General features: G+C 61.3%; 19 protein-coding genes. 7 read left to right on the forward strand and 12 right to left on the reverse strand.

From position 1 onward, the window contains the following. Positions 1-372, reverse strand: a complete 372-nt coding sequence (locus CLV41_RS06820) for a tellurite resistance TerB family protein (protein WP_103221605.1) — start codon at positions 370-372, stop codon at positions 1-3. A gap of 359 nt (positions 373-731) precedes the next feature. Here CLV41_RS06820 and CLV41_RS06825 point away from each other — a divergent pair, with 359 nt between their 5' ends. After that, the gene (locus CLV41_RS06825; RefSeq protein ID WP_103221408.1) at positions 732-2,390 is read left to right on the forward strand and encodes a lysine--tRNA ligase; all 1,659 of its coding nucleotides are present in this window, start codon (positions 732-734) and stop codon (positions 2,388-2,390) included. 61 nt (positions 2,391-2,451) lie between these two features. Here CLV41_RS06825 and CLV41_RS06830 read toward each other — a convergent pair whose 3' ends face one another. After that, positions 2,452-3,339: a thermonuclease family protein gene (locus CLV41_RS06830; protein WP_103221409.1), complete on the reverse strand. Its 888-nt coding sequence runs from the start codon at positions 3,337-3,339 to the stop codon at positions 2,452-2,454. A 228-nt stretch (positions 3,340-3,567) separates the two neighbouring features. On the opposite strand from CLV41_RS06830, the gene CLV41_RS06835 reads away from it, so the two are divergent. Together CLV41_RS06835 and CLV41_RS06840 are read left to right on the forward strand one after the other, a co-directional pair. Continuing rightward, positions 3,568-3,912 carry a DUF952 domain-containing protein gene (locus CLV41_RS06835; RefSeq protein WP_103221606.1) on the forward strand — a complete coding sequence of 115 codons (345 nt, stop codon included), beginning with the start codon at positions 3,568-3,570 and terminating at the stop codon, positions 3,910-3,912. Further along, positions 3,909-5,003: a quinone-dependent dihydroorotate dehydrogenase gene (locus CLV41_RS06840; protein ID WP_103221410.1), complete on the forward strand. Its 1,095-nt coding sequence runs from the start codon at positions 3,909-3,911 to the stop codon at positions 5,001-5,003. The genes CLV41_RS06835 and CLV41_RS06840 overlap by 4 nt, the downstream gene beginning before the upstream one ends. 12 nt (positions 5,004-5,015) lie before the next feature. On the opposite strand, the gene CLV41_RS06845 is transcribed toward CLV41_RS06840, so the two are convergent. Next, a complete protein-coding gene (locus CLV41_RS06845; RefSeq protein ID WP_103221607.1) occupies positions 5,016-6,368 on the reverse strand; it encodes an MATE family efflux transporter in 1,353 nt (450 codons plus the stop codon). Positions 6,369-6,517: 149 nt separating this feature from the next. On the opposite strand from CLV41_RS06845, the gene CLV41_RS06850 reads away from it, so the two are divergent. Beyond that, positions 6,518-7,462: a histone deacetylase family protein gene (locus CLV41_RS06850; protein WP_103221411.1), complete on the forward strand. Its 945-nt coding sequence runs from the start codon at positions 6,518-6,520 to the stop codon at positions 7,460-7,462. A 49-nt stretch (positions 7,463-7,511) separates the two neighbouring features. On the opposite strand, the gene CLV41_RS06855 is transcribed toward CLV41_RS06850, so the two are convergent. The 9 genes from CLV41_RS06855 to CLV41_RS06895 form a co-directional block, all read right to left on the reverse strand. After that, positions 7,512-8,555, reverse strand: a complete 1,044-nt coding sequence (locus CLV41_RS06855) for a hypothetical protein (RefSeq protein ID WP_103221412.1) — start codon at positions 8,553-8,555, stop codon at positions 7,512-7,514. 338 nt (positions 8,556-8,893) lie between these two features. After that, on the reverse strand, positions 8,894-9,169 hold the full coding sequence (locus CLV41_RS06860; RefSeq protein WP_103221413.1) for a DUF6460 domain-containing protein: 276 nt from the start codon (positions 9,167-9,169) through the stop codon (positions 8,894-8,896). Positions 9,170-9,719: 550 nt separating this feature from the next. Further along, entirely contained in the window at positions 9,720-10,670 is a 951-nt protein-coding gene (locus CLV41_RS06865) for an AraC family transcriptional regulator (protein ID WP_208987306.1), read from the reverse strand. A gap of 241 nt (positions 10,671-10,911) precedes the next feature. Beyond that, positions 10,912-13,122, reverse strand: a complete 2,211-nt coding sequence (locus CLV41_RS06870; RefSeq protein ID WP_103221415.1) for a 3-hydroxyacyl-CoA dehydrogenase NAD-binding domain-containing protein — start codon at positions 13,120-13,122, stop codon at positions 10,912-10,914. Between the two features lie 18 nt (positions 13,123-13,140). Then, complete coding sequence (locus CLV41_RS06875; RefSeq protein ID WP_103221416.1) at positions 13,141-13,524, reverse strand: cupin domain-containing protein; 384 nt, start codon at positions 13,522-13,524, stop codon at positions 13,141-13,143. A 3-nt stretch (positions 13,525-13,527) separates the two neighbouring features. Continuing rightward, positions 13,528-14,736 (reverse strand): acetyl-CoA C-acetyltransferase, encoded by a 1,209-nt coding sequence (locus CLV41_RS06880; protein ID WP_103221417.1) that lies wholly within the window; start codon positions 14,734-14,736, stop codon positions 13,528-13,530. Positions 14,737-14,836: 100 nt separating this feature from the next. Continuing rightward, on the reverse strand, positions 14,837-15,475 hold the full coding sequence (locus CLV41_RS06885; RefSeq protein ID WP_103221418.1) for a glutathione S-transferase family protein: 639 nt from the start codon (positions 15,473-15,475) through the stop codon (positions 14,837-14,839). 104 nt (positions 15,476-15,579) lie between these two features. Beyond that, positions 15,580-17,376 carry an acyl-CoA dehydrogenase C-terminal domain-containing protein gene (locus tag CLV41_RS06890; protein ID WP_103221419.1) on the reverse strand — a complete coding sequence of 599 codons (1,797 nt, stop codon included), beginning with the start codon at positions 17,374-17,376 and terminating at the stop codon, positions 15,580-15,582. A gap of 329 nt (positions 17,377-17,705) precedes the next feature. Next, positions 17,706-18,167 carry a MerR family transcriptional regulator gene (locus tag CLV41_RS06895; protein ID WP_103221420.1) on the reverse strand — a complete coding sequence of 154 codons (462 nt, stop codon included), beginning with the start codon at positions 18,165-18,167 and terminating at the stop codon, positions 17,706-17,708. A gap of 572 nt (positions 18,168-18,739) precedes the next feature. Here CLV41_RS06895 and CLV41_RS06900 point away from each other — a divergent pair. The 3 genes from CLV41_RS06900 (at position 18,740) to CLV41_RS06910 (ending at position 24,562) form a co-directional block, all read left to right on the forward strand. Beyond that, positions 18,740-22,699 (forward strand): peptidoglycan-binding protein, encoded by a 3,960-nt coding sequence (locus tag CLV41_RS06900; protein WP_208987307.1) that lies wholly within the window; start codon positions 18,740-18,742, stop codon positions 22,697-22,699. 145 nt (positions 22,700-22,844) lie between these two features. Continuing rightward, positions 22,845-23,774 (forward strand): sulfite exporter TauE/SafE family protein, encoded by a 930-nt coding sequence (locus tag CLV41_RS06905; RefSeq protein ID WP_103221422.1) that lies wholly within the window; start codon positions 22,845-22,847, stop codon positions 23,772-23,774. Next, a complete protein-coding gene (locus CLV41_RS06910; protein WP_103221423.1) occupies positions 23,771-24,562 on the forward strand; it encodes a TIGR02186 family protein in 792 nt (263 codons plus the stop codon). Before CLV41_RS06905 ends, CLV41_RS06910 begins: the two co-directional genes overlap by 4 nt. Positions 24,563-25,036 lie beyond the last annotated feature (474 nt).

Genomic DNA, 25,036 nt, shown 5'->3' on the forward strand with positions numbered 1-25,036 from the left:
CTAGACGGTCCGGTAGCGGGCGATCGCGCCGCGCTCGATCGCGGCAACGGTCAGCTTGTCGAAGCGGAACCGGTCACGCAGAAGCTGCAGAATCCGCAGTTCTTCCTGATGGACTTCCAGATCCGCGGCGGCCACCTCGACAGCAAGCGCATAGGCCGTGTCGTAAAGCTTCACCGGCAATATGTCGCCGACGAGCTCCAGGACCAGGGAAAGGCCGTTTTCTTCCTGAAGAATGTCCCCGCAGCGCTGGGCCGCCGGAATGATGCTGTTGGCGTCATAGTCCTTGAACACCGGCAACATCTTGATCATGTCGCCAATGGTGGCCAGTTCCTTGTCGGTCATCGAATTGTCCGACGCCGAGACGATGACCATCACGTAGATGAGGGCTTCCTGAACGCTGATCGGTTCATTCTTAGACACTATAGATTCTCCAGTGACGCCGGTTCATAGGCAGATCGAAGGCCCGGTGTATAGGCTTGGCGCCAAAGCTTCAAGTCACGGACTTGCGACATTTGACTGTGTGTCGCCGCACGCGTTCCCGAGCGTCCCGCGTTCGGAGGAGTGCGGACAAGTTGCGTCAGCCTCTCCCGGCCATTCAACTTCCCTGCTTTCATGCGATTGCACATGAAAGCAGGTTGATCTAGTGTCGCGCCGCAGCCGCCCGCCCAAGGGTTTCCGCGGCCGACGGACCTGCGCTCAAGCCAATCAAATCAGAAGAACGATATTCGAAAATGACCGACCAATCCCTGCCTCCGCTTGACCTTTCGCAAGACTTTGTCGAGGCGGCCCGGAAATCGAAAGCCTGGCCGTTCGAAGAGGCGCGAAAACTGGTCAAACGGATCGAGAAGCGGGATCCGCAAAAGACGGTGCTTTTCGAAACAGGATACGGCCCGTCCGGTCTGCCGCATATCGGCACCTTCGGCGAGGTCCTGCGTACGACCATGGTACGCACGGCGTTCCGCGTGCTGACGGAAGACAAGGTTCCAACACGCCTGCTGTGTTTTTCCGATGACATGGACGGCATGCGCAAGATTCCTGAAAGCGTGCCGGACCGCGCGGCGATGGAACCTTATCTGCAGATGCCGCTGAGCGCCGTGCCGAACCCGTTCGGCGGCGATTTCGACAGCTTCGCGGCCCACAACAACGCCATGCTGCGCAGGTTCCTGGATACGTTCGGCTTCGATTATGAATTTGCGAGCGCGACCGAGTATTACGCTTCCGGCAAGTTCGACGCGGTCCTGATCAAGGCGACCGAGAAATACCGCAAGATCATGGACGTGATGCTGCCGACCCTCGGCGCGGAACGTCAGGCGACCTATTCGCCGTTCCTGCCGATCTCGCCGACCTCCGGACGCGTGCTCTACGTGCCGATGAAGGACGTCAACCCGAAGGACGGCACCATCACCTTCGAGGACGAAACGGGCGAGGACATCACGGTATCGGTCACCGGCGGCAAGGTGAAGCTGCAGTGGAAGCCGGATTTCGGGATGCGCTGGGCGGCTCTGGATGTCGATTTCGAGATGTTCGGCAAGGATCATATGACCAATGCCCCGATCTACGACAAGATCTGCAACATCCTGGGCGGCAAGGCCCCGGAACACTACGTCTACGAGCTCTTCCTCGACGAGAACGGCGAGAAGATCTCCAAGTCCAAGGGCAACGGCCTGACCATCGACGAATGGCTGACCTACGCCTCGCCGGAAAGTCTTGCGCTCTACAATTACCAGAAGCCGAAGACGGCGAAGAAGCTCTATTTCGAAGTCATTCCGAAGGCGGTGGACGAGTACTATACCTTCGTTCAGAAATACGCGCAGATGCCGGTTGAGCAGAAGCTGCAGAACCCGGCCTGGCACATTCACTCCGGAAGTATTCCGAAGATCGACATGCCGGTGACCTTCGCGATGCTCCTGAACCTCGTGTCCGCCTCCAACGCGGAAAACAAGGAGGTGCTCTGGGCGTTCATCTCCCGCTATGCGCCCGGCGTGACGCCCCAAACCCATCCGGACCTGGATAATCTGGTCGGCTACGCGATCCGCTACTTCGACGATTTCGTCAAACCGAAGAAATCGTTCAAGACGCCGGACGACGTCGAGCGGACCGCACTTCAGCAACTGGACGACAAGCTGGCCTCGCTGCCGGCCGATGCCGACGGGGCGGCCATACAGGACGCGGTACTGGATGTGGCGCGAGCCATCGAGCGCTATCAGGACCCGGCGAAGAAGGGCCCCGATGGTGGTCCGGGCGTCTCGGTCGCCTGGTTCTCCGCGCTCTATCAGCTCTTGCTCGGTCAGGAAAAAGGCCCGCGATTCGGGTCTTTCGTGGCGCTTTACGGCATTGCGGAAACGCGCGAAATGATCCGCAAGGCGCTTGCGGGACAGCTTGCGGCATAAAGCTGTACCGGTAAGATCAAACAGCGGACGTTCAGTCGATCCCGATTGAACGTCCGCCGATCTATTGCGGGCGCTGGTCCTCGGGCGTGTCGAGCTCCAGGGGGAAGGGGTCCTGATCCGGCTTCTCCCGATCCGAGCGCAGGCTCCATTCGACAATTTCCGGTTCGAGATATTCAAGTCCGGGCAGGGCGGCGGTCGCGTCTCCCTCCCAGTTCGACTTCGGCAGGTCGGTAAGCCATTCCGACTGCCATTTGCCGATTTTCCGGTCTTTGGCCTTCTGCGCGAGTTCTGTGATGTGCGAGGGAGCACCGGGCGCCGGATCCGCCCAGCCGTAGCGCACGAGCCGTGCGCTCAGGTCGACATTGCCGCGCCTGCAACTGCCGAGGATCTGTCCGGGCCCGATCTCCTCGATCTTTATGCAGGTGATCTTGAACTGCCGGATCAGGCCTCTCAGAAACGTTCTGGCCCGGGCCCCGCACGGCCAGCTGCCGCCAAGCCGGGAAATGCAGGTTTCGTCGATCTTCAGGGGCTGGATATAGGCGAGCGTGACAACAAGCCTGTTCGACTGGATGCGGCCGCTGTCCAGAACCTGAACGCGTGTCAGCTCGATCGGCCCGTCGGGGATCGGCTCCACGGGCGGGTCCTTGAGTTCCAGATAGCGCTTGGAGGGTTCGACCCGCTTCAGATTGCCGCTGACCTTCGGTGCCGTCACGCCTTCCGGAGAGACGTTGCGGATATCAGCGGGAAGGGGCGCCGCGGAGGTCAGCCGTTCCGGTGCCTTCTGCAAAGCATTTGGAGAAGATGCGGCCACCTGTGTTGAGCTGTCCCGGGCCGCGCCGGCCGATTGCCCCTTGGAAATATCTGGAGGATCGCTCAGCAACAGCCAGGCGAACAGACCGCCGGTGACGGTCAGGAGAATTGCAGGCACTACCAGAGGCCGAAGCTTCATTCCAGGTTCTCTCGTTGTTCCTGTTTCGCCTGGACCATACAGTGCGTTCGTTCGATTGCCGAGGCTGCCATGCGGTTTGTTCCAGGCTTTTCCTGACATAGTACAGGACATCCCGCAAAGACCGGAAAGCCTTCTTGTCCGGGTGATCCCCTTTGAGTAGTGTCCCTGCCGGTCGAGGACAGCCGGCACGCGGGCAAGTGCCGAAAACGTATGGAGCCGGACAAACGCATGAAATTGATATTCAAGATCGTTCCCAGGTCCCTCTGGCGGGAGGCGGTCGATAGCGGAGTGTTCAAGGGGGCCCCGGTCGATCTTGCCGACGGTTTCATCCACTTTTCCACTGTGGGCCAGGTCCGGGAAACGGCCGAAAAACATTTCGCCGAACAGCAGGATCTGCTGCTGGCGGCCTTCGAAGCCTCCGCTTTCGGCGACGCACTGAAGTGGGAACCCTCGCGGGGCGGGGCGCTGTTTCCACACCTTTATGATCAGCTCGATCCGGCCTGCGCAATCTGGGTGAAGGATCTGCCGCTGGCGGCCGACGGCAGCCATGTCTTTCCCGAACTTGGCCGATGACCTTGCCCTTGCTTGAAAACGTGGCCCTCAAGGGTCTCCAGTGCCTGGACGCGGAAACCGCTCACCGCCTGACGGTGCTCGCCTTGAAATCGGGCCTGATGCCGGGCCGCAGAACTTCCGCCGATTCGCGCCTGGCCGTGAAGCTCTGGGACCTGACCTTCCCAAATCCAGTCGGCATGGCGGCCGGGTTCGACAAGAACGGCGAGGTTCCCGATGCGCTGCTGAAGCTGGGGTTCGGCTATACCGAGGTCGGTTCCGTCACGCCCAGGCCGCAATCCGGAAATCCGCGTCCCCGCGTCTTCCGCCTGCCCGCCGATCGCGGGGTCATCAACCGCTACGGATTCAACAACGAGGGCGAAGCGGCGCTGCGCCGGCGGCTGGACGCGCGTCCGACTTTAAACGGCATAGTCGGCATCAATATCGGAGCGAACAAGGACGCCAGGGATCGCGTGGCGGACTATGTCTCGGGCATTTTCGCGTTTGCCGACATGGCGTCCTATTTCACCGTCAACGTCTCCTCGCCGAACACGCCGGGCCTGAGGGATCTGCAGGGCCGGGCCGCGCTGGCGGAACTCCTCACCGGGGTCATATCCGCGCGGGACGAATGCACCGCCAAATTCGGACGCCACGTTCCCGTACTGCTCAAGATCGCGCCGGATGTGACGGACGGGGATCTGCGGGACGTTGTCGAAGAGGTGCTGGCCAAGAATGTCGACGGCCTGATTGTCTCCAACTCGACCCTCGGACGCGAGGGCCTGAGCGGTTCGGGACCGGCCGGGGAGGCCGGCGGCCTGTCCGGCACGCCCTTGTTCCGCAAATCCACCATCGTGCTTGCGCGCGCGCGCAAGCTCGCCGGACCCGATCTGCCGCTCATCGGCGTTGGAGGGATAGACAGCGCCCAAACCGCCTGGACCAAGATAACCGCCGGAGCCGATCTCCTGCAGCTGTATACGGCCCTGGTGTTCCGGGGACCCGGTCTGATCGAGGAGATCCTGTCGGGTCTGTCCGCCAGGCTGGAGGAGCACGGTCTGTCGTCCTTGCGCGAGGCAAGGGACGCCAATACCGAGGCCTGGGCGGCGGAGGCGCTTTAGTTCAGCTTTCCGTCAGGCATCCGCGAATGTCCGCGCCGCCCGCTTGCGGCAGGCGGCAAGCAGCGTGATGCCGCGTATCCCCAGGAACAGTTCGAGCGCCAGCCAGAGCCCGTGATTGCCGAGAAGCGGGAAAAGGATGTAGTAGGCGGCGATATAGGCCGCCAGCGAGATCAGCATCATGTTGCGCATGGTGTCGGACCAGGTGGCGCCAATGAAGACACCATCCATCTGAAACGCCAGAACACCGAGAAGCGGCGTCATGACGGCCCAGATCAGATAGGCGTCGCCGAGCGCGCGGACTTCCGGCACGGTGATCATGAAGGCGATCAGGGCAGGGCCGAAAATATAGAAGAAGACCGCGAGGCCGCCTGCCAGGGCAAAGCTCCAGAGCGCCGTGAGCTTCAACGTCCTGTCAAACGCCGGCCGGTGCCTTGCGCCGACCGCCCGCCCCGCCAGTTGTTCCGCAGCCGTCGCGAGACCATCGAGGAAATATCCGGAGACGAGAACGAATTTTTCCAGCACCGCGTTGGCGGCCAGCATCGCGTCGCCCTGGTCGGCTGAGCGGGCCATGAAAAACGCATAGGCGTAGAGAAGGGCGAAGGACCGGATCATGATGTCCCGGTTCACCGCCATCATGCGCATCAGCAGCCGCCGGTCGAACACCACCGCGAGAGCGGGCCACGAACCCCGTTTGACGCTGGCGAGAACCAGCACAAGGCCGAGCGCCATCGCCGCGAACTCGCTGAGAACGGTGGCGAGCGCGACCCCTTCGACGCTCCAGCCCAGCCCGATGACGAACCAGACGCTGAGTGCGATATTGATGCTGTTGAGGAACAACTGCAGCACCAGGGCCGTTCCGGCGCGGCCCAGACCTATCAGCCAGCCCAGAATGGCGTAATTGGCGAGCAGGAACGGCGCACTGAAAATCCGCACGTCGAAATAACGTACTGTCGCCGCCTGCACTTCGGAACTGCCGCCGAGAAACCACAGGCCCGCCTCGCGGACCGGGGCATGCAAGGCGATGATCGCAAGGCCGCCGATGGCGGCAATGATCAGCGCCCTGAGAAGCGTTGCCCTGATTTCCACGTCGTTGCGGGCGCCGAGAGCCTGCGCGGTCAGTCCGGTGGTGCCGGATCGCAGGAAGTTGAAGCTGGTGAAGGCCAGGTCGAAGATGATGCCGCCCATGGCGATACCGCCGAGCAGCGCGGCATCGCCGAGCCGTCCGATCACCGCCATGTCGACGACACCGAGCAGGGGCGTCGACAGATAGCCAAGCGTCATTGGAATGGCGACGGCAAGCACCGAGCGGTGAGTCACCGTGAAGGCCAGTCGCGACGGATCGTTGATGGTGGCGGATTGGGTCATGGAGGCTCGTATGGGCAGGAAAACCTTCTTGTCCGGCTTTGGCCGGTTCGTCAAATGTTTTCCGCGCCTTGTCTCCCCCCGGAACGAACGGCAAGGCTCTGACTTTCGAAAGGATGCCAGAATGGAAAACCCGCCATATAGTGTCCACCATGACCATGCCGATTGTCCATCATCCGGCCTATTGCGCCGATCTGCCCGCCAATCACCGGTTTCCGATGGACAAGTTCCGGGCGGTTGCCGAACTGATCCGCGCGGAAGGTCTGCTGGACGGCGGCAGTTTCTTTCGGCCCCGGCCGGCGCCCTTCGAATGGGTCGCCCTGGCGCATGATCCCGCCTATGTGGACCAGGTGTTCAACGGCACGGTTCCGGAAAGGATCGCCCGGGAGATCGGCTTTCCGATGCGCGAGGACATCGCGCTGCGGGCACGCTGTGCGACAGGCGGGACGGTCCTTACCTGCTATCTGGCGCTGGAACACGGGATTGCCTGCAACACGGCCGGGGGCAGTCATCATGCCCGAAAGGCGCATGGTGCGGGGTTCTGCGTATTCAACGATGTCGCGGTCGCGGTCCGGGTCATGCAGGCGGACGGGGCCATCGGCAAGGCGCTGATCGTCGATCTCGACGTGCATCAGGGAGACGGCACCGCCGACATCTTCCAGGGCGACCCGGACATTTTCACGTTTTCAATGCATTCGGAAAGAAATTATCCGGTCCGCAAGATCCCCTCGCATCTCGATATGGGCTTGCCCGACGCGACCGCAGACGCACTCTATCTGGAACGGCTCGCGGAGGTCCTTCCGGCGCTTGTGAAACAGGAGGCCTGGGATATCGTGATCTTCAATGCCGGTGTCGATCCCTACGAACATGACCGCCTGGGCCGCCTGGCGCTGACGCGCGAAGGACTGCGACTGCGGGACCGATTCGTGATCGAGACGGTCGCGGCCACCGGTATTCCTCTGGCCGGTGTCCTGGGTGGGGGCTATTCAACCGATATCGAGGAACTCGCCGACCGTCACCTGACGCTGCATCGCAGTGCGATCGCCGTCTCCGCGGGGAAAGTGAATGGTCAGGCGATGGTTCAGGTGCCAGGCTGAGCCAGCCATCGGAGGCTTGAGAGCTTTCGGAAAGGGTGTGACCCAAGCCTCAGACAATCACTTCCGAGATGGTGGCCGTTATGCCGACAGTGGAAACACTGGCGCCGATCCCGACTTCGGTTGAGGTCGTCAGTGAGGAGGGAGCGGGCAGTCCCGCCCCGGGTTCAAGGGCGCGTTCCAGGTCAGGATCGTTCAGAGCCCTTTTCCCGGCTTTCAGGTTTTCACGGACATCCTTGAGCTCTTTCCCGGCGTCCTCGTCATCTTCCTTGGCGAGTTTCTCCAGCCGGTCGGCCAATACCTTGATTTCCTGAGCCATTTTGCGCAATTCCTCGCGCTGGGCTTTCAGGCCCGCCCCTCGGCCGGACCGATAGGCCTTGTCCGCTTCTTCCTGGCGTTCCGTGTAGGTTTGAATGGCGGTCGTCAGGTCTGCTTTCCAGCCGGCCTCTTCGTCCTGCTCTTCTTCTTCGCCGGGTGCGGTCTCACCGGATGTCGCGGAAGCTCCGCCCTCTTCATTGGACGGCTCGGTCGCGGGCGGTTGAGCAGTGGTGGGCGTGGTGCCTCCCGTTGAAGGGACCGCATCGAGTGTTTCGGTGGAGGCATCTGTGGGATTGACGGCCGTGCCGGAGGTCCCAGTGGCATTGATGACGTTTCCCGCAGAGCTTGCCGTGGCCGATATCATCGATGCGGAATTTCCCGAGACCAAGGCACTTCCGGCTTTCGCAAGCCCCTGGGAAGCGGTCTTGAATTCCTTGGAAATCTGCTTCAGCTCCTTGAGCAGCCGCTCCGCCTGCTCGGGCGACGCGAAGCGCAGCATCTCCTTGAGCTGTTCGATCCGCTGCTTGATCTGGGAGATCTTCTGGCTGCGTGTCGACTCCTGGTTGTTCTCGACGGATCTGGCGAGGCTGCTGTTGAGTTCGACGGATTCCTTGTAGTCTTCAAAAAGCGATTGCGCGGCTTCTTCACTGTCAAAGCCGACGGTCGTCATGAGGGTCTCGGCTGTGGACAGCTGCCTGGAAATATTGAGGTTTTCCTGTCCGGAGCGGAACGCGAACCTCTGGAAACCAGCCGATTGAAGAAGAGAGGAAACAGACATCACCAGCCTCGCGCAGGTGGGAAAGGATACGATCAGTTTCTCTTCACACTGGTTAACAGAGTCTTAACTTCGCCGTCCGGTTGCGGGGGAGTTTCGCCGGCAAACGGTGCTTATACCAAAGAGTGTTGATTATGACTCATCTGACCGATTTTGGACGCGCTTCGGCAAGACGTGCAACGCAGCCCGAAGGACGTCCAAAACCGGCCTTCGGTGGATCATCCCCGCCCGCCGGACGTCGTTGCACCGCTTGCCCGGTCAACCAGACCGCACTGCGCGATGCGCCTTGCCGGCATACGGGAATGGTTCATCAGATGGGTCATAATCAACACTCTTTGGTATTACCGGCTCCGCCCCATGGACATGATCCGGATCACCAGCCATATCGGCACGACGACGATCGCACCGATAAGCAGATAGCCGCCGAGGCGTCCGATTGCATGGAAGCCCATGTTCCACAGCCGCTCGACGAATTCGACCGCCATGTTGACGAGGTCAAGAGGATCCAGGTTGAGGGCCGAAAGCACGATGCCGACCACGAACGAGAGGAACACGAGCCGCAACAGCACCTGCGCGGGCGAGCCTCCCAGAAAACGGCTCAAGCCGGTGTCGGACATGTCTTTCTCCTGATTGACGTTGATAGCGGATTTCTTGGCGAAAGTTAGGAACAAATCATTCCGATTACAATGCGCAAGCACGCAGCCTGTCTGAGGCGGTGAAACGGCGCCGAGAGGAAAATGGTGTATCGACAAATATCCGGATTAATTACATGTGGTGGCGTAAATGGTAAAATTCTGTTCGTCTCAGGCCAAAGACGCAAGTGATCCTGTCAGCTAAGGTTATCGTCAGGAATGCTTACCCGGGCATTTGCGGTTACCCACAGTCGCTTTCGTCCGGAACTTCCTCGAGCTGCAGTGAAAGACAGACTTCGGATCAAATTCGAGAAGGATCCGGCCAAGAAAACTTTCACGCTGCAGAGTGGCCCCTGACACCAGGGAATAATCGGACGGTTTTTTCTTAAAAGCACGTCTGGAACCACTGTGTGTGCCGGACGATCGAACAAAAGTCTCGATATCTGCCGGGTGAAGGAATTATCTCAGGCACGGCGACGGGTCAGCCCGTCACGTCTCCGTGCCGCAATTTTTCCTGAGCGCGCGGTCCACCGCTTTATCGGGCCTGACTGGCAGGCGCTTCCCGCACTTTCCTGGGCGAGACGCCAAACCAGCTCTTGACGGCTCTTGAAAATGTGCTCAGTTCGGAAAATCCCAGCAGATAAGCGATCTCTTTCATCGGCAGTCCCGTGCTTCGCAGATATCTTTCGGCCGCGGAGCGCCGGATTTCTTCGCTGAGTTTGCGGAAGCTCGTTCCTTCCTTTTCCAGAACACGTTGCACGGCTCTTTGGGACATGCCCAGCTTCGCCGAGATTTGCGGCAGCGTGCAGGACCCGTTCGAAAGGCTCGAGGCGACTTCATTGGCAATTCTGGAAAGCGGCGATTCAAGCTGGTCGAATGATTCCATCTCGCTGACGGCTGCCTTCAGAATGATTTCGTACAAATAGGCATCGTTGCGGCGCAGCCGCCGCGAAAGCAGCGCGCGCGGAAAGGAAATCCGATTATGCGGGGCACAGAATTTCAGCCGCCCCTGATACTTCTTCTGAAAGGCTGAGGTGTTCTTCGGCTCGGGCGTCGCCAGCTCGATCAGAATCGGCGGGACATTCATGTCCAAAGCGTGCTCAAGTTGCTGGGCGGCCCAGCCGATACGGGCGAACATGTTCTGCTGCCAATTGCCGCGCCCTTCCAGAATCGGCCATTCGACATAGCCGCTTGTTTCGGTTTCCTGGAACTTGATCCGATAGGCGTTCGAGCGGATCGGCATGTACTTTACCCAGGCCTGACAGGCGTCGCGCAAGGTGGGGGCGCAGGCAAACAGGTAATCGAAGATGGAAAAGCAGCCGATTTCGATATTGTTGAAGAGATCGAACATCACCGCGTCGTTGCCCAGTGTCTCGGCAACATGCTCAAAGACCGCATGCCAGGCGGTGATCGGCACAACCCCGCGAGGGTCTTCGAGACTGGACAGTTCGAAACCGTAAATACGCGCGATATGGGGCCAGTCCAAATTCTCATTTGAACAGATATCACGCAAGACACGGAATACGTCAGCGCGCGCCCACTCGCCTTCTAGCGGCATCTACTTCTCCCGCCGACCCCTGCACAACTGTTGTTTACAACTTTGCATGATGACACGCGATGGATCAAGTTTTGTCGCAATTCGCTAACACCTATTGCATATGCATTAGGCAAAACTATCAATGCCGCCGCCCCGCCCTCCCTGGCGGGAAGCGGCATTGAGAGTGCGGTCAGGCGGCGTCCTTCTGTTTGTGCTCGGCTTTCGGCGGGAACTTGCCATAGAAGGATTCGTTTTCCCTGGCCATATCGCGCAGCAGCCGGTTCGGCTTGAATCGCGGTCCCCATTTGCGGGTGAATTTCTTGCACAGATCGACAAAGGCGGGCGTCCCCATCGTGTCGATGTAACTCAGCGTTCCACCCGAATAGGGAGCGAAGCCGAAACCGAGGATCGAGCCGACATCGGCCTCGCGCACATCGGTCAGGCATTTCTCCTCGAAGATGCGTGCGGTCTCCAGGGCCTGCATCACCAGAAGGCGTTGCTTCAGCTCTTCGATGTTGAAGCTTTCCGCTGGTTTCGGCTGGCCGGTGACTTCGGTAATACCCGGCCACAGGCTCTTGTCCTTGCCCTTGTAGTCGTAAAAACCCTTGCCGTTCTTGCGGCCGAAGCGTTCCCGCTTGACCACCATCTCTTCCAGGATGTTGTCCAGCGGGCCCTCGAGATATTTGACGCCCAGGTCCTTGCGGGTGGCCGATACGATTTTCCAGGCAAGGTCGAGAGCGACTTCATCTCCCAGAGACAGGGGACCGACCGGCATGCCTGCCATCTTGCCCGCATTTTCGATCATGGCTGCCGGAACGCCGTCCGCCAGCATCATCAGGCCTTCTCGGATATAGGTCATCACGACACGGGACGTGTAGAAGCCGCGGCTGTCGTTCACGACGATCGGCGTCTTCTTGATCGCCTTGATGTAATCCATCGCCATAGCCAGCGCCCGGTCCGAGGTCCGTTTGCCGAGGATCACTTCAACGAGCATCATCTTGTCGACGGGCGAGAAGAAGTGGATGCCGATGAAGTTTTTCGGACGCTTCGAGGCCTGTGCGAGCGAGGTGATCGGCAAGGTGGAGGTGTTCGACGCGAAGATCGCCCTGGATTTCATCACGGCTTCGGCATTTTCGGTCACCGTTTTCTTGATCTCGCGGTCTTCGAACACCGCCTCGATCACCAGGTCACAATCACCGAGGGCATCGTAATCGGCCGTCGCGTTGATCCTGGAAAGCAGCTTTTCCTTCTGCTCTTCGCTCGCCCTGCCGCGTTTGATCGCCTTGCTCATGAGCTCGTCGGCATGGGCCTTGCCCTTGTCGGCGGCGTCCTGGTCGCGGTCGATCAGAACGACATCGATCCCGGCCTGGGCGGTGACATAGGCGATGCCCGCGCCCATGAACCCGGCGCCCAGAATGCCGACCTTCCTGATCCGGTTCGGGCGCTGGTCCGCCGGACGGCGGGCCAGCTTGTTCAGCTCCTGCATGGAGACGAACAGGGAGCGGATCATGTTGGCCGCTTCCGGTGTTTGCAGAACCTTGGCGAAATACCGGCTTTCGACCTGCAGGGCGAGGTCCATCGGCAGTTGCAGACCTTCGACAACCGAGCGCAGGAGGTAGCGGGCGCCCGGATAATTGTCATGGGTTTCCCGCCGGTAGATGGCGTTCGCCGCCGGCCAGAACTGGAACCCGGCGGGAGAATAGACCTTGCCGTTCGGCAGCTTGTAGCCCTTCTTGTCCCAGTCCTTGACCGGATCGAGACCGGCTTTCAGCATCTTTCTGGCGGCGGCCACCAGCTTCCTGGACGAGGCGATCTCGTCAACCAGCTTCATCTGCCTGGCTTGCGGCGCGCGCAGGGTGCGGCCCTGCAGCAGGAACTGCAGGCCCTGCTGTGCGTCGGCCATGCGCATGACGCGCTGGGTGCCGCCGGCGCCCGGAAAGAGGCCGATCTTGACTTCCGGCAGGCCCATTTTCAGGCCGTCATCGGCAACCCGTCCGTGGCAGGCGAGCGCCAGTTCCGTTCCGCCGCCCATGCAGGTGCCCGAAACGGCGGCGACAAACGGTTTGCCGCAGGTTTCCAGCTTGCGATAGACCTGCGACAGTTTGCGGGAACCTTCGAACAAGGCTTTCGCAGCGGCCTCGGCATCTTTGCCGCGCTTGATGTGAAAGTCCTTTAAAAGGCCTTCGAGCATGGTCAGGTCCGCGCCGCCGGAAAAGGCGGTTTTGCCGGACGTGATAATGGCGCCCTTGACAGCCTCGTCGCCCGCGACCTGATCGACAATGGCGTTCAGTTCGTCCATGACGGTGAGGTCGATGACGTTCATCGATTTTTCCGGCATGTCCCAGGTAACCAGGGCAATCCCGTCTTCATCGGTTTCAACGGTGAAATTCTTGTAGCTCATTTGAAAATCCTCCCCGGGTCAGGCGCCCTGCGCATTCAGATGGGCCCGTTGCTCGGCAGCCGATTTGGAACCTTTCACGACGACATCGCCCGTGTGCCTGGTTTCCGCCGGTTCAAACAGCATCACCCAGCATTCGTCTTCGGCGATCGGGTTATGCTCCACGCCCCTGGGCACCACATGCATGTCGCCGGTGCTCAGGACCACGTCCTCCCGGTCGCGATAGCGGATGGTCAGGCTGCCTTTGACAATGAAGAACAGCTCGTCCTCGTTTTCATGGTCATGCCAGACGAATTCGCCTTTCACCTTGGCGAGCTTGACGCACTGGTCGTTGACATCGGCCACCACGCGCGGCGACCAGTAGTCGGTGATCCGCTCGAACTCCCTGTCGATGTTGCTGATCATGGTTCACACCCTTTCGATGATGGTCGCGGTTCCCATGCCGGCGCCGATGCACAGCGTGACGAGGGCGGTGTTGAGATCGCGGCGCTCCAGCTCGTCCAGAACCGTGCCGAGGATCATCGCGCCCGTGGCGCCGAGCGGATGGCCCATGGCAATCGCGCCGCCATTGACGTTGACGGTTTGCGGATCGAGATCGAAGGCCTGCTGATATCTCAGAACGACGGAGGCGAACGCCTCGTTGATTTCGATGAGGTCGATGTCCTTCATCTCCATCCTGGCGTTCTTGAGCAGCTTTTGCGTGACATCCACCGGCCCGGTCAGCATCAGCGCGGGTTCGGAGCCGATATTGGCGAAGGCCTTGATCCGCGCGCGCGGCTTCAGTCCGCTGGAGCGCCCGGCGGCGCTGGAACCGATAAGCACCGCGGCTGCCCCATCGACGATGCCGGAGGAATTGCCCGCATGGTGCACATGCCTGATTGCCTCGATTTCCGGATGGGCCTGGATGCCGACCGCGTTGAAACCGCCCATGCTGCCCATCATTTCGAAGGACGGGTTGAGCGAGGCCAGGGATTGCATGTCGGTATCCGGCCGCATGTGCTCGTCGCGGTCCAGGATGGTGATGCCGTTGACGTCCTTCACCGGTATCACGGATTTGGAGAACCGGCCTTCGTCCCAGGATTTGCCGGCGCGCTTCTGGCTCTCGACCGCATAGGCGTCGCAGTCATCGCGGCTGAAACCGTATTTGGTCGCGATCAGGTCGGCCGAGACGCCCTGCGGCATGAAATAGGAGGGAATGGCGACCTGCGGCTCGATCGGCCATGCACCGCCGGAGGCGCCGAGGCCGACACGGCTCATGCTTTCCACGCCGCCCGCGACAACCAGCTTGTGCTGGCCGGACATGACCTGCGCGGAGGCAATGTTGACCGCGTCGAGGCCGGAGGCGCAGAAACGGTTGATCTGCATGCCGGGAACCGACGTCGCGTAATCCGCGGCGAACACCGCCGCGCGGGCGATGTCGCCGCCGGCCTCGCCGACCGGGTCGACACAGCCGAGCACGACGTCGTCCACCCTGGCGGTGTCGAGGTCGTTGCGCTCGCGGATCGCCTCCAGCGCGGTCGCCGCCAGCCGGACGGCGGGCACTTCGTGCAGGGCGCCGTCCTTCTTGCCGCGGCCGCGCGGTGTGCGTACGTGATCGTAGATATAGGCTTCTGGCATCAGATCCTCCTCTGGACCAACCTGAAGTTGATCGATTTTAAAGTGCCGGAGCATCTTGTCGGCGTTCGTTCGACCGCTGGATGCTCCGGTCAGATCCGCCTCATTTGGCGTCCGGCAAGGGGTGTCCGGGCATGAGGTCGTAGGGATGTTTCCAGCCGGGCAGGGACTTGATCCGTGCCAGCCATGTCGTGACGTTCGGATAGGCGCCGACGTCGAAGCCGAGCTCGCCGTCGTAGTAGAGATAGCTGCACAGGGAGAAATCGGCGATGGTCGGCTTTGCCCCGACAGCAAACGCGTTGCCGTCGAAATGCTTGTCCATGATGGCAAGCGCCGATTTCGAACGGCCATCCAGAAACTTCGTCACCTCGGTCTCGCCGGTTTTGGCGAGCGTTCGCATGAAACGGAGCGGGCCGATCAGGCCGGAAACCTTCTGGTTGTCGAAGATGGTCCAGCGCAGAACTTCCCGGCGTTGGTCTTCATTCTCCCAGCCGAACTTGCCGAATTTCTCGAACAGATAGTCCATGATCACGGCGGACTGGGTCAGGAGCTTGCCATTGTGATTGAGCACCGGGACCTCGCCCATCTCGTTCACGGTCTTGCGGTATTCTTCCGTGCGGGTTTCCCCGTTGAAGAAATCGACCCATTTCGGCGTCCAGTCGGCACCGCATAGCTCCAGCATCAGGGCCGCTTTATAGGAGTGCCCTGACTGGGCCATGCAATGAAGAACGTATTCAGCCATGTCTTGAAAATCTCCCTGGCAAATCAGATCGGAGCGAGACTATAGCCGCGCGATCCGGCTTGCGGGGTTCAAATTTCCATCATTTTTCTCCGCCGGGGAGCGCATCAGAAAGCCTCTGCGCTCACCGACATGATGGTATCCGATCCGGAGGAGATACGGGCCAGATGCGCCGCGGTCTCCGGGAGGGTCCGCTCCATGAAGAACGTGCCGAAGGCAAGCTTGTTCTCAAGCCAGGCGGCCTTGTCGCCCGCGCCCGCCGCCAACTGCTGCCTGGCTGTTACCGCGATGCGGGCCCACATGTAGCCGAGCGCGGTCAGACCGAAGAGATGCATGTAGTCGGTGGATCCTGCCCCTGCGTTGTCAGGGTTTTTCATGGCGTTGTTCATGAACCACATGGTCGCGGTCTGAAGATCGTCCATGGCTTTCTTCAGCGGGCCGGTGAAGGCGGCAAGCGCTTCGTCGTCCTTGTTTTCCTTCAGGAAGGTGTTGACCTCGTTGAAGAAACTCATGACCGCGCGTCCGCCGTTGGCCGGCAGCTTGCGGCCGACCAGATCGAGCGCCTGAATGCCGTTCGCACCCTCGTAGATCATGGCGATGCGGGCGTCGCGGACGAACTGCTCCATACCCCATTCGCCGATGTACCCGTGGCCGCCGAACATCTGCTGGGCGCTGACGGCATTGGCGAAACCGGTGTCGGTCAGGACGCCTTTCAGTACCGGCGTCATCAACCCCATCATGTCGTCCGAGAACTGCCTGGTCTTTTCATCGTCCGAGCGGTGCGAGACGTCGCCGTTGAGAGCGGTCCACAGGACCAGCGCCCGGGCCGCCTCGTTGAAGGAGCGGATGGACATCAGCGTGCGCCGGACGTCCGGATGCACGATGATCGGGTCGGCCGCCTTGTCCGGGGCCTTCGGGCCGGTCAGGGCGCGGCCCTGCAGACGGTCCTTGGCATAGGCCGCGGCGTTCTGATAGGCGACCTCGGACTGGGCCAGGCCCTGAACCGCGACGCCGAGACGGGCCTCGTTCATCATGGTGAACATGGCGCGGAGGCCCTTGTGCTCCTCGCCGACCAGCCAGCCCGTCGCATCGTCGTAATTCATCACGCAGGTGGCGTTGCCGTGAATGCCCATCTTGTGCTCGATGGAGCCGCAGGAGACACCGTTGGTGTCACCGACCGAGCCGTCCTCGTCGATCCGGTTGCGTGGCACGACGAACAGCGAGATGCCCTTGGTGCCTTCCGGCGCGCCTTCGATCCGGGCGAGCACCAGATGAATGATGTTTTCCGCCAGATCGTGTTCGCCGGCGGAAATGAAGATCTTTGTGCCGGTGATCCTGTAGGACCCGTCCGCCTGCGGGACGGCTTTTGTGCGGATAAGTCCGAGATCCGTGCCGCAATGGGGTTCCGTCAGGTTCATCGTGCCGGTCCAGGTGCCGGCGATCATATTGGGCAGATATTGCTGTTTCAGCGCGTCGCTGCCATGCAGGGTCAAGGCCGCGACCGCGCCCGCCGTCAGACCCGGATACATGGCGAAGGCCATATTGGCGGACGACGTGAATTCGTTGAAGACGGTTGCCAGCGTGTGCGGCAGGCCCTGGCCACCATGGTCCGGATCCGCCGACAGCGTGCCCCAGCCGCTCTCGCAAAAGGCCTTGTAGGCTTCGGCGAAACCTTTGGGCGTGGTCACCGTGCCGTCGTCGTGCCGGGTGCAGCCCTGCTGGTCGCCGCTCTGGTTCAGCGGCTGCAGCACTTCCTCGGCAAACTTGCCGCCTTCGCGCAGGATCGCTTCCACCAGATCGAGCGGGGCGTCGGAAAAGCCCGGCAGGTTGGAATATCGTTCATAGCCGAAGACATCTTTCAAAAGAAAAAGCGTGTCATCGACAGGCGCGGAATAACTCGGCATGGAAATCCTCCCAGATCTGCCGTTTTCCTTTTGACCTTACGTTTCCGTAAACGTCAACTCTTTCTCTGTATACGCGGCTTGAATGGCTTCGGCAAGTGGTGTCCCAAGGGAAGGGATGACAAAAAATTACGCCTAAAACATGCATTTGGGAATGGTTTTGAAGACCTGGCTGCACAGTTTCGTGCTGCTTGCCGTCATTTTCGGGTCTTCCGCTGGAACCGGAGTGCCGTGCGGCCCCGGGCGGCAAAACGCGTTGGAAGGCTGCATATGAAAAAACCGCCGGTCGGAGGACCGGCGGTTGATGTTGACGGTTCGCTGAGGAGAAAAGCTCAGGCTTCCTCGGCTTCCTTGTGTTTCAGCATCCCGGAGACGATTTCGACGGTACGGGAAAGTTCCTCGATCGCCTGTTCGATGTCCTTGCGCTGGTCTTCCAGAACGGCGATCTGTTCGTTGAACTTCGACAGGGCAACCCGAAGTTGGGTGACCTGTCCGTCGCGCAGGTCGTACAGGTCGAGCATGTCGCGGATTTCGGAAAGCGAGAAACCGACGCGCTTGCCCATAAGAACCAGTTTGAGACGCGCCCGGTCGCGGCGGTTGTAAATGCGGTTCAGGCCGTCGCGTTTGGGGTTCAAAAGCCCACGGTCCTCGTAGAACCGCAAGGTTCTGAGGGTGCAGTCGAATTCTCTCGCCAGATCACCGATCGTGAATTGGGTCTTCTTGGTACTGTCGTCCGTGGCGGATACGACATCCACCAGATTTTCTTCGTTGAGGATCGAAAGCGCTTCGCTCATATCAGTTGGTGCTCGTGCTACAGCCGTTGTCCGGCTCATCGTTGATGTTGATACGGTTTTTGAAACCGGTGCCGGGGATCTGTTGCCGGCGTCGTCGCGGAAGCCGCGGCCGGACGCCGGCTGCGGGCCGGTTTCTTAAGGTGCTTTTAGCTTACGTTTGCGTCAACGTCCAGTCGCGCCGGGCATACGGTGGCAAATGCGTCATCGGCAGCGTGGCGATTCGGTTTTCTCCACATGCGCCTCCTGGTTGTTTGCGAGTGGAATCAGCCGGTTTTCGCATTTGGCAACGCCGATTAACGGCCTGTTTACCCTAAATCGACAAAGTCTCTTAAAACGCTGCGTCCTTTCCGCCATCGATGGAAAATGGCCGCGGCCTGTTCCATCAGCGGTTAGAAAAGCCGTAAGCCCAGGGTCAAGATATGCCGGCTTGGAAGAAACACGAGGCAGGAAGCCGCGGTCGCGATGCGTATGAAGGTGACGACTTTTACGAGTCACCGCGCCGCGAACGCGCTCGTGACCGTATTGAACGGCTGACTCGTACCGCAACCGCACTGGGCGGGCGCGAGTCCCGCATGGATGAGCGGGATGAGGATCTCGATGCCGTGGCCGATGAGCTCGACCGGTTGTTGTCGGAAAAGGAATCCGCCGCGCCGCAACGCCCCGTCAGGTCCGACCGTCAGACCCGTCAGAACAGTCAACCCCGCCAGAACAGTCAGCCCCGTCAGGCGCCGCGCCGCCGTGCACCGGCACGCGAGAGCGCGCACGATTCAAGAGTGGACGAAGTGCTTGGCGCGCTCGACCGTCTGGATGAACAGGTACAGGGCCTTGAAGGCGGCAGTGGATTTGAGAAGCCGCAGGGCGCGTCTTCAAGGCCGCGTTCGCGGCCCGGCCGCTACGCGATCGACAGCCTCCGGGAGGATCGTTATCAGGACCCTTCCGATCCTTATTACGACGACGAGGATGAGGACGCCGGAAACGAAAATTATGGCGAGGACTATTATGATCCCGCGCCGCCACCCCGCGAACGCGGTGGCCGTGACCGCCACGACGCCTCTTACCATGTGTACAAGGACCTTGGCCGGCGTATCGACGCCCTGAGGGCGCCGCAGGAAAAGGTCCTCGGTCAGGTGCGTGAGGAAATCGGTTCCCTGCGCGACGCCCTGGGCGGTATGTCGCAGGGCACCAGTGAAACGGTCAACCGGCAGAATGCGGAACTGCGGCGCCTCGCCGACATGGTGGAACGTCTGCGGAACGACAAGAAGACGGACCATCTGGCACGGGAAATCCGCAAGGAAGTCTCCGAACTCAAGTCCATGGTCGGCCGTACAAATGTGGAAGGTGCCCTGGAGACCCTGGAGCACGGATACGCCCATATCCTGCAGCGCCTTGACGAGCTTTCCCGCGCGTCGGTGGACCCCAGGGTTCTGCGCAGCGTGACGGCACGCCTCGAGGAGATTGAAGATGCCTTCGCGGCCTTGCCGCGGTCCGAGCACATGGTGGTGCTTGAGGACCGGATCGTCACCATCGCCGAACGCGTCGAAGAGCTGTTGCAGCGCAAGGACCATGCGCAAATCGAACCTCTTCGCGCGGAACTGCGGGAAGTGCGGGGCTTTGTCGAGCAGATCGACATAAAGGGGCTAGTCGAAGGCATCGACGACCGTATGAAATTCGTCTCCGGACGGCTGGACGATCTGGAAGTCCTGGCGCGCGAACAGCGCGGCCTCGACAGCCGCCTTTCCGCGATGGAAGACCGCATGCCGGAGCCGGAAACGATTGCCCGGCTCCAGGGCCGCCTGGAAGATATTGTCGGCATGATGTCCGACGACCGGGCCGAACCGTCGGGCGACGAACACCTCTCCCGGGTCGACCGGCGTCTCGACGATATCGTCGACCGCCTGGAGCGCATGGAACATGCCGCCCCGTTGCCGTCCGCGCACGCCGGAGCGTTCGAAGCGCTGGAGAAGCGGCTGGAAATGATTTCCGGCAAGATCGACGCCATCGAAAAGAAGACTTCCCGTTCGCGCCCGGCAAAGGCGAATGCCAAGGGTGGCGGAGAAGCGGACAATGAATTTCTGTCGCAGCTTCAGGACCGGTTGAGCGATTTGACCGCGCGGCTCGATCAGCCGTCGGACACGGTGACGACGGCGGACCTCGACAAACTGCGCGAGGAAATCGGGTCCATGCGGGCCAGCGTTGCCGCGCCCGCATCGACCGAAGCGCTGGAGCAGCGGATCGCGGATCTCGCCCAGGTCGTTACCAAAGGCGGAGAGCTTACGGATGACGGCCGTTTCGAGCAGCTTGGCGAAAAAGTCGCCGCGCTTGCGCAACAGCTCGAAAACTCCTCAACCACGGCCTTCGGCGTCGAGCAGTTCTCGCCGGTTCTGGAACGGATAGAACAGGGGCTGCAGCAGACCCGCGCGGACGTTGTCGAAATCGCCAGGCAAGCGGCGACGGAAGCCGTTGCGAACCTGCCGGCTGCGAAAAGCTCGCAATATGACGAGGAAATCAATGCCCTGCAGGGCGACCTTCGGCGCTTGCTTGATGCGGCGGAAGGCGGCGATGAGCGCACCCGTAACACCTTTGACGGCGTCAAGTCCGTCCTCGGGTCGCTGACGGAGCGCCTGGACAATCTGGAGCGCTCGGAAACCATCGCCGCCGCGCCTGCCGCAAGCTTCTCGCCACTCAAGGTCGCCGATCGGACGCCTGTCTTTACCAAGCCCGTGCTGCCGGCAAGCCCGGAAGAAGACGGGAGGCAAACGTCCGCCGACGATGCCGCCCGTCCCGATATGCGTACGCGGGACCGCAAGGCCGATTTCATCGCCGCCGCCCGCCGGGCCGCGCAGGCGGCCTCCGCGGAAGCCGCCCGGCTCGACAAAAAGCCGAAAGGCCGCGCCGGATCGGAGACCGCCGACGAGGAACGCGGCAAGGCGCGGGTCGGTTGGCTGCGCAATGTTCTGAGGCGGGAGAAGCCGGCCGTCTCCGGGGAAACCGCGGCGGAACCGGCCGATGATCTGGAACTCGGCGCTGAGGATATCGCGGACAAGGAATTCCAGGCGCAGGATTCCAGGGTTCTGCCGGGCGACCGTCCGGCGCCCGAGCTTTCGCCGTCCTCCGGTGGCCGCCGCCGCACTATTCTTTACGCCGCAGCCGCCGTTGTCCTGCTGATCGGAACGCTGCAGGTCTACCGGCTGACGACCGGTGGGGCCGATGAAGGCGAGCAGATCGCCTCCACGGCGGAAAAAACGCTAGAGACTGTCGAAGCGCTGCCCGAAGACCTCGAGACGGATCTGGCCGCCGCCGCTGCGAAAGCCGCCGCCGCACGGTCCGTTGAGCCGCAACCGGCTTCGGACGCCACCACCGTTTCCCGCCCTGAAACGCAGCCGGTACGCGCCGCCGCGGCGCCCGCCGATCCTTCTGCCGCACCTGTGGCGGATCCAGTTCCGGCGGCCGGGAAGGTTCAGCAGGCATCCGCCAACGGTTCTCAGGATGCAGACACCGAACTGACCTTTGCACCGCCGGCCGGGGTGGCCAGCAGCTTCGGAACCGGAAAAACAGAAAACCCGTCGACCTTCAGCCCGAGCGGGTCAGACGCGGCGGGCAAAAGTTCCAAGGAAACCGAAGTGGCCGGTGCCGGCCAGTCCTCGACCGGCCTGATTGCAAATCTGCCGCCCGAAGGGATCGGACCGATGGCCCTGCGCAGCGCCGCTGCCGGCGGCGATCCCGCGGCGGAATTCCTGGTCGGCGTGAAATATACCGAAGGCAGCGGCGTTCCGGCCGACCTGGAAAAGGCCGCCGTCTGGTATCAGAAAGCCGCCGACAAGGGTCTGGCGCCGGCGCAATACCGTCTGGCCAGCCTTTATGAAAAGGGCCGCGGCGTCGAAAAGGATCTTGCCAGAGCCAAGGCCTGGTACATGAAGGCGGCGGAAGCCGGCAACGCCAAGGCGATGCATAATCTTGCCGTTCTGTTTGCCGAGGGCGGCGGCGGAGAGCCCGACTATGCGGCCGCGGCCAAATGGTTCGAGAACGCCGCGAATTACGGCGTCAAGGACAGCCTGTTCAATCTGGGCATCCTCTATGCGGGCGGTATCGGCGTCGATAAGAACCTTGTGGCCAGCTACAAGTGGTTTGCGATCGCCGCCGATCAGGGCGATCCGGAAGCCGCCAAGCGCCGCGACGACGTTGCCAACATGATGGACCAGGAGACGCTGGCCAATGCCCGGCTCGCGGTGGAGAACTTCAAGCTGAAGACACCGGATGCGGCCGCGAACAAGGTGACCATGCAACCGGACTGGGCGGACAGCGCCTCGCTTCCCGCGTCCAGGGCATCCGTTAATACTGTCGACAACACGTCGATGATCCGCGAGGCGCAGGACAAGCTGAACTATCTCGGCTTCGATACCGGCACGCCGGACGGCGAGATGGGACCCAGGACACGCAGCGCCATCAGCGCGTTCCAGCGCAGCATTGGCCTGCCGGAAACCGGTGAAGTCGACGCCCGGTTGCTTGAAGAGCTGAAAAGTCAGGCAATCTGATCGTAAACCGGCTGATTTGGGCCTAAAATCGCGCAACCGAACGGAACAGGCTCGCTGGCTGGTTGACAGGCCTGCGCGCACGGGTCTTTAACCAATTTAATATAGTCATCATGCGGTTCCATCTGCAGTCTGTTGGCGTGATCCAGTGCAATTATATCTGCCCATAGCCGAGATACCGGTGAATATCTTCGTGATATTCGGCATGGGCGGTGCCGTGGGCTTTTTGTCGGGCCTGTTCGGCATCGGGGGCGGCTTCCTGCTCACGCCGCTGCTGATCTTTTCCGGAATTCCACCGGCGGTATCCGTTGCAACGGTCACCACCCAGGTCGTGGCCTCGTCCGCTTCCGCCGTTGTCACCTACTGGCGCCGCAAGGCCATCGATCTCAAGCTCGCGACGATATTGCTGGCCGGCGGTGTTTTTGGATCCCTGATCGGCGTGATCCTGTTCCAGGTGCTGCAATCCGTTGGCCAGCTCGATCTTGTCATTTCCCTCTCCTATGTGACCTTCCTGGGCGCGATCGGCAGTCTGATGCTGTTTGAGTCGATCAGGGCGATCCGGCGGCGCAAGTCCGGCGTGGCCCCCAAGGCCCGCAGGCCCGGCCAGCACAACTGGATCCACGGGCTTCCCCTGAAGGTGCGTTTCCGCCGCTCGAAGCTCTATGTCAGCGTCATTCCCGTTGTCGCTCTCGGCGCCATCATCGGCTTCCTGGGAACGGTGCTCGGCATCGGCGGCGGCTTCATGATGGTGCCGGCGCTGATTTATCTGCTGCGGGTTCCCACCAGCATCGTGATCGGCACCTCGCTGTTCCAGATCCTTTTCACCATGGCCGCGGCGACCATCTTCCACGCCATGGGCACCAAGACTGTCGATATCGTTCTGGCCATGACGCTGATGATCGGCGGGGTCATCGGAGCGCAGTTCGGCGCGCGCATGGGGCAGAACCTGCGCGGTGACCAGTTGCGGCTTCTGCTGGCGCTGCTGGTGATGGGGGTCGGACTGCGCTTTGCCGTCGACCTGCTGCTGATCCCCGAGGACCTTTATTCCATCGCTATCCGCAAGGGTGCGGGCGCATGATCCACCGCACCTTTCTTCAGCCCTTCCTTGCCGCCGCCGTTCTGTTCGCGGCCTGTCCCCCCTCCGGCGCGCAGCAAAAGAACGATCTGGTCACTTCCCTGTCCTCGGATGTGGTTTCCATCCAGTCGAACTTCACCGGAACGGAAATCGTGATCTTCGGTCAGGCTCAGAACATCGAACGTCAGCCGAACGATCCGAGCAGCCTTGACCTGGCCATCGTGGTCGAAGGTCCGCCGCAGGACATCACCACAAGGAGAAAGGGGCGTTTTCTCGGCGTCTGGGTCAACCGGCAGGCGGAGCGGTTCCAGCATGTTCCGTCCTTTTATGCGGTGGCCAGCACCATCGATATCGGCGCCATGGCCGACCGCGACCTCCTCGACGAGCTGGGCATCGGTCTCAATCACATCAACCTGGCCGTTTCCGGCGTCTCGAATGTGCCGCTGGCGGACCGCGACGATTTCCGCAAGGCCTTCATCCGCCTGCGTGAGGAAACGGGGCTTTATTCGGAACAGGAAACCTCGATCCAGTTCCTGACCGACACGATGTTCCGCACCAACATTCCCCTGCCGGCCAACATCCCGGTCGGCGAATACAAGGTGAAGAGCTTCCTGTTCCAGAAGGGCGAAGTGGTATCCAGCACGGAGGAAACCCTGGCGGTCGCCAAGATCGGTTTCGAACAGATCACCTTCGAGCTCGCCCAGTACTATCCGCTGGTCTATGGCCTCCTTGCGGTCGGCCTCGCCATTTTCACCGGCTGGCTGGCGGGTGTGATTTTCAGGCGGGATTGAGGTCTGAGCCGCGGAATACCGTTCATGCCCGCTTCGAGCAAAGCGCAGGGCGATCGCACATGGCGCAGCATCTATCTGTAGAATGATCGCAGCCCCGAGCCGGAGCCAACTCACCGCTGCGGCGGGACCCGGCTCGAGGCCGGGACGGCGGGGTATACGCTGAGAGGCGAAATACCGTTCCTTCGAGACGGACCTGACGGTCCTCCTCAGTATGCGGGCGGATCGGATGAATTGGCGTCAGGCGGAACCGACCGGGCTGGGCTCCTGCGCCTCATACCAACCTCAATAAATAGGAACCCATTTGATGGCCATTTTCCTGTCTGCCGGCAAGGCGCGTTGCACAGAACGGCCTGCTTGGCCGTTCAAGCAGCGCAACGCTGTCCGGCGGGCTGGAAAAAGCCACCGAAGGCCGCGACTGGAACCTGTTCCGCCACGTCGCGCGTCTTGGCCGATGTCCCACATCGCCCTGCAACA

The organism is Roseibium marinum, assembly GCF_002906165.1.
Lineage (GTDB): Bacteria > Pseudomonadota > Alphaproteobacteria > Rhizobiales > Stappiaceae > Roseibium > Roseibium marinum.

Coding starts and splice junctions, on each gene's coding strand:
- CLV41_RS06910 (WP_103221423.1), top strand. CDS start 23,771: ATGATCCACCGCACCTTTCTTCAGCCCTTCCTTGCCGCCGCCGTTCTG.
- CLV41_RS06895 (WP_103221420.1), bottom strand. CDS start 18,167: ATGAGCGAAGCGCTTTCGATCCTCAACGAAGAAAATCTGGTGGATGTC.
- CLV41_RS06830 (WP_103221409.1), bottom strand. CDS start 3,339: ATGAAGCTTCGGCCTCTGGTAGTGCCTGCAATTCTCCTGACCGTCACC.
- CLV41_RS06860 (WP_103221413.1), bottom strand. CDS start 9,169: ATGTCCGACACCGGCTTGAGCCGTTTTCTGGGAGGCTCGCCCGCGCAG.
- CLV41_RS06835 (WP_103221606.1), top strand. CDS start 3,568: ATGAAATTGATATTCAAGATCGTTCCCAGGTCCCTCTGGCGGGAGGCG.
- CLV41_RS06825 (WP_103221408.1), top strand. CDS start 732: ATGACCGACCAATCCCTGCCTCCGCTTGACCTTTCGCAAGACTTTGTC.
- CLV41_RS06820 (WP_103221605.1), bottom strand. CDS start 372: ATGGTCATCGTCTCGGCGTCGGACAATTCGATGACCGACAAGGAACTG.
- CLV41_RS06850 (WP_103221411.1), top strand. CDS start 6,518: ATGACCATGCCGATTGTCCATCATCCGGCCTATTGCGCCGATCTGCCC.
- CLV41_RS06845 (WP_103221607.1), bottom strand. CDS start 6,368: ATGACCCAATCCGCCACCATCAACGATCCGTCGCGACTGGCCTTCACG.
- CLV41_RS06855 (WP_103221412.1), bottom strand. CDS start 8,555: ATGTCTGTTTCCTCTCTTCTTCAATCGGCTGGTTTCCAGAGGTTCGCG.
- CLV41_RS06890 (WP_103221419.1), bottom strand. CDS start 17,376: ATGCCGAGTTATTCCGCGCCTGTCGATGACACGCTTTTTCTTTTGAAA.
- CLV41_RS06885 (WP_103221418.1), bottom strand. CDS start 15,475: ATGGCTGAATACGTTCTTCATTGCATGGCCCAGTCAGGGCACTCCTAT.
- CLV41_RS06900 (WP_208987307.1), top strand. CDS start 18,740: ATGGATGAGCGGGATGAGGATCTCGATGCCGTGGCCGATGAGCTCGAC.
- CLV41_RS06880 (WP_103221417.1), bottom strand. CDS start 14,736: ATGCCAGAAGCCTATATCTACGATCACGTACGCACACCGCGCGGCCGC.
- CLV41_RS06870 (WP_103221415.1), bottom strand. CDS start 13,122: ATGAGCTACAAGAATTTCACCGTTGAAACCGATGAAGACGGGATTGCC.
- CLV41_RS06875 (WP_103221416.1), bottom strand. CDS start 13,524: ATGATCAGCAACATCGACAGGGAGTTCGAGCGGATCACCGACTACTGG.
- CLV41_RS06840 (WP_103221410.1), top strand. CDS start 3,909: ATGACCTTGCCCTTGCTTGAAAACGTGGCCCTCAAGGGTCTCCAGTGC.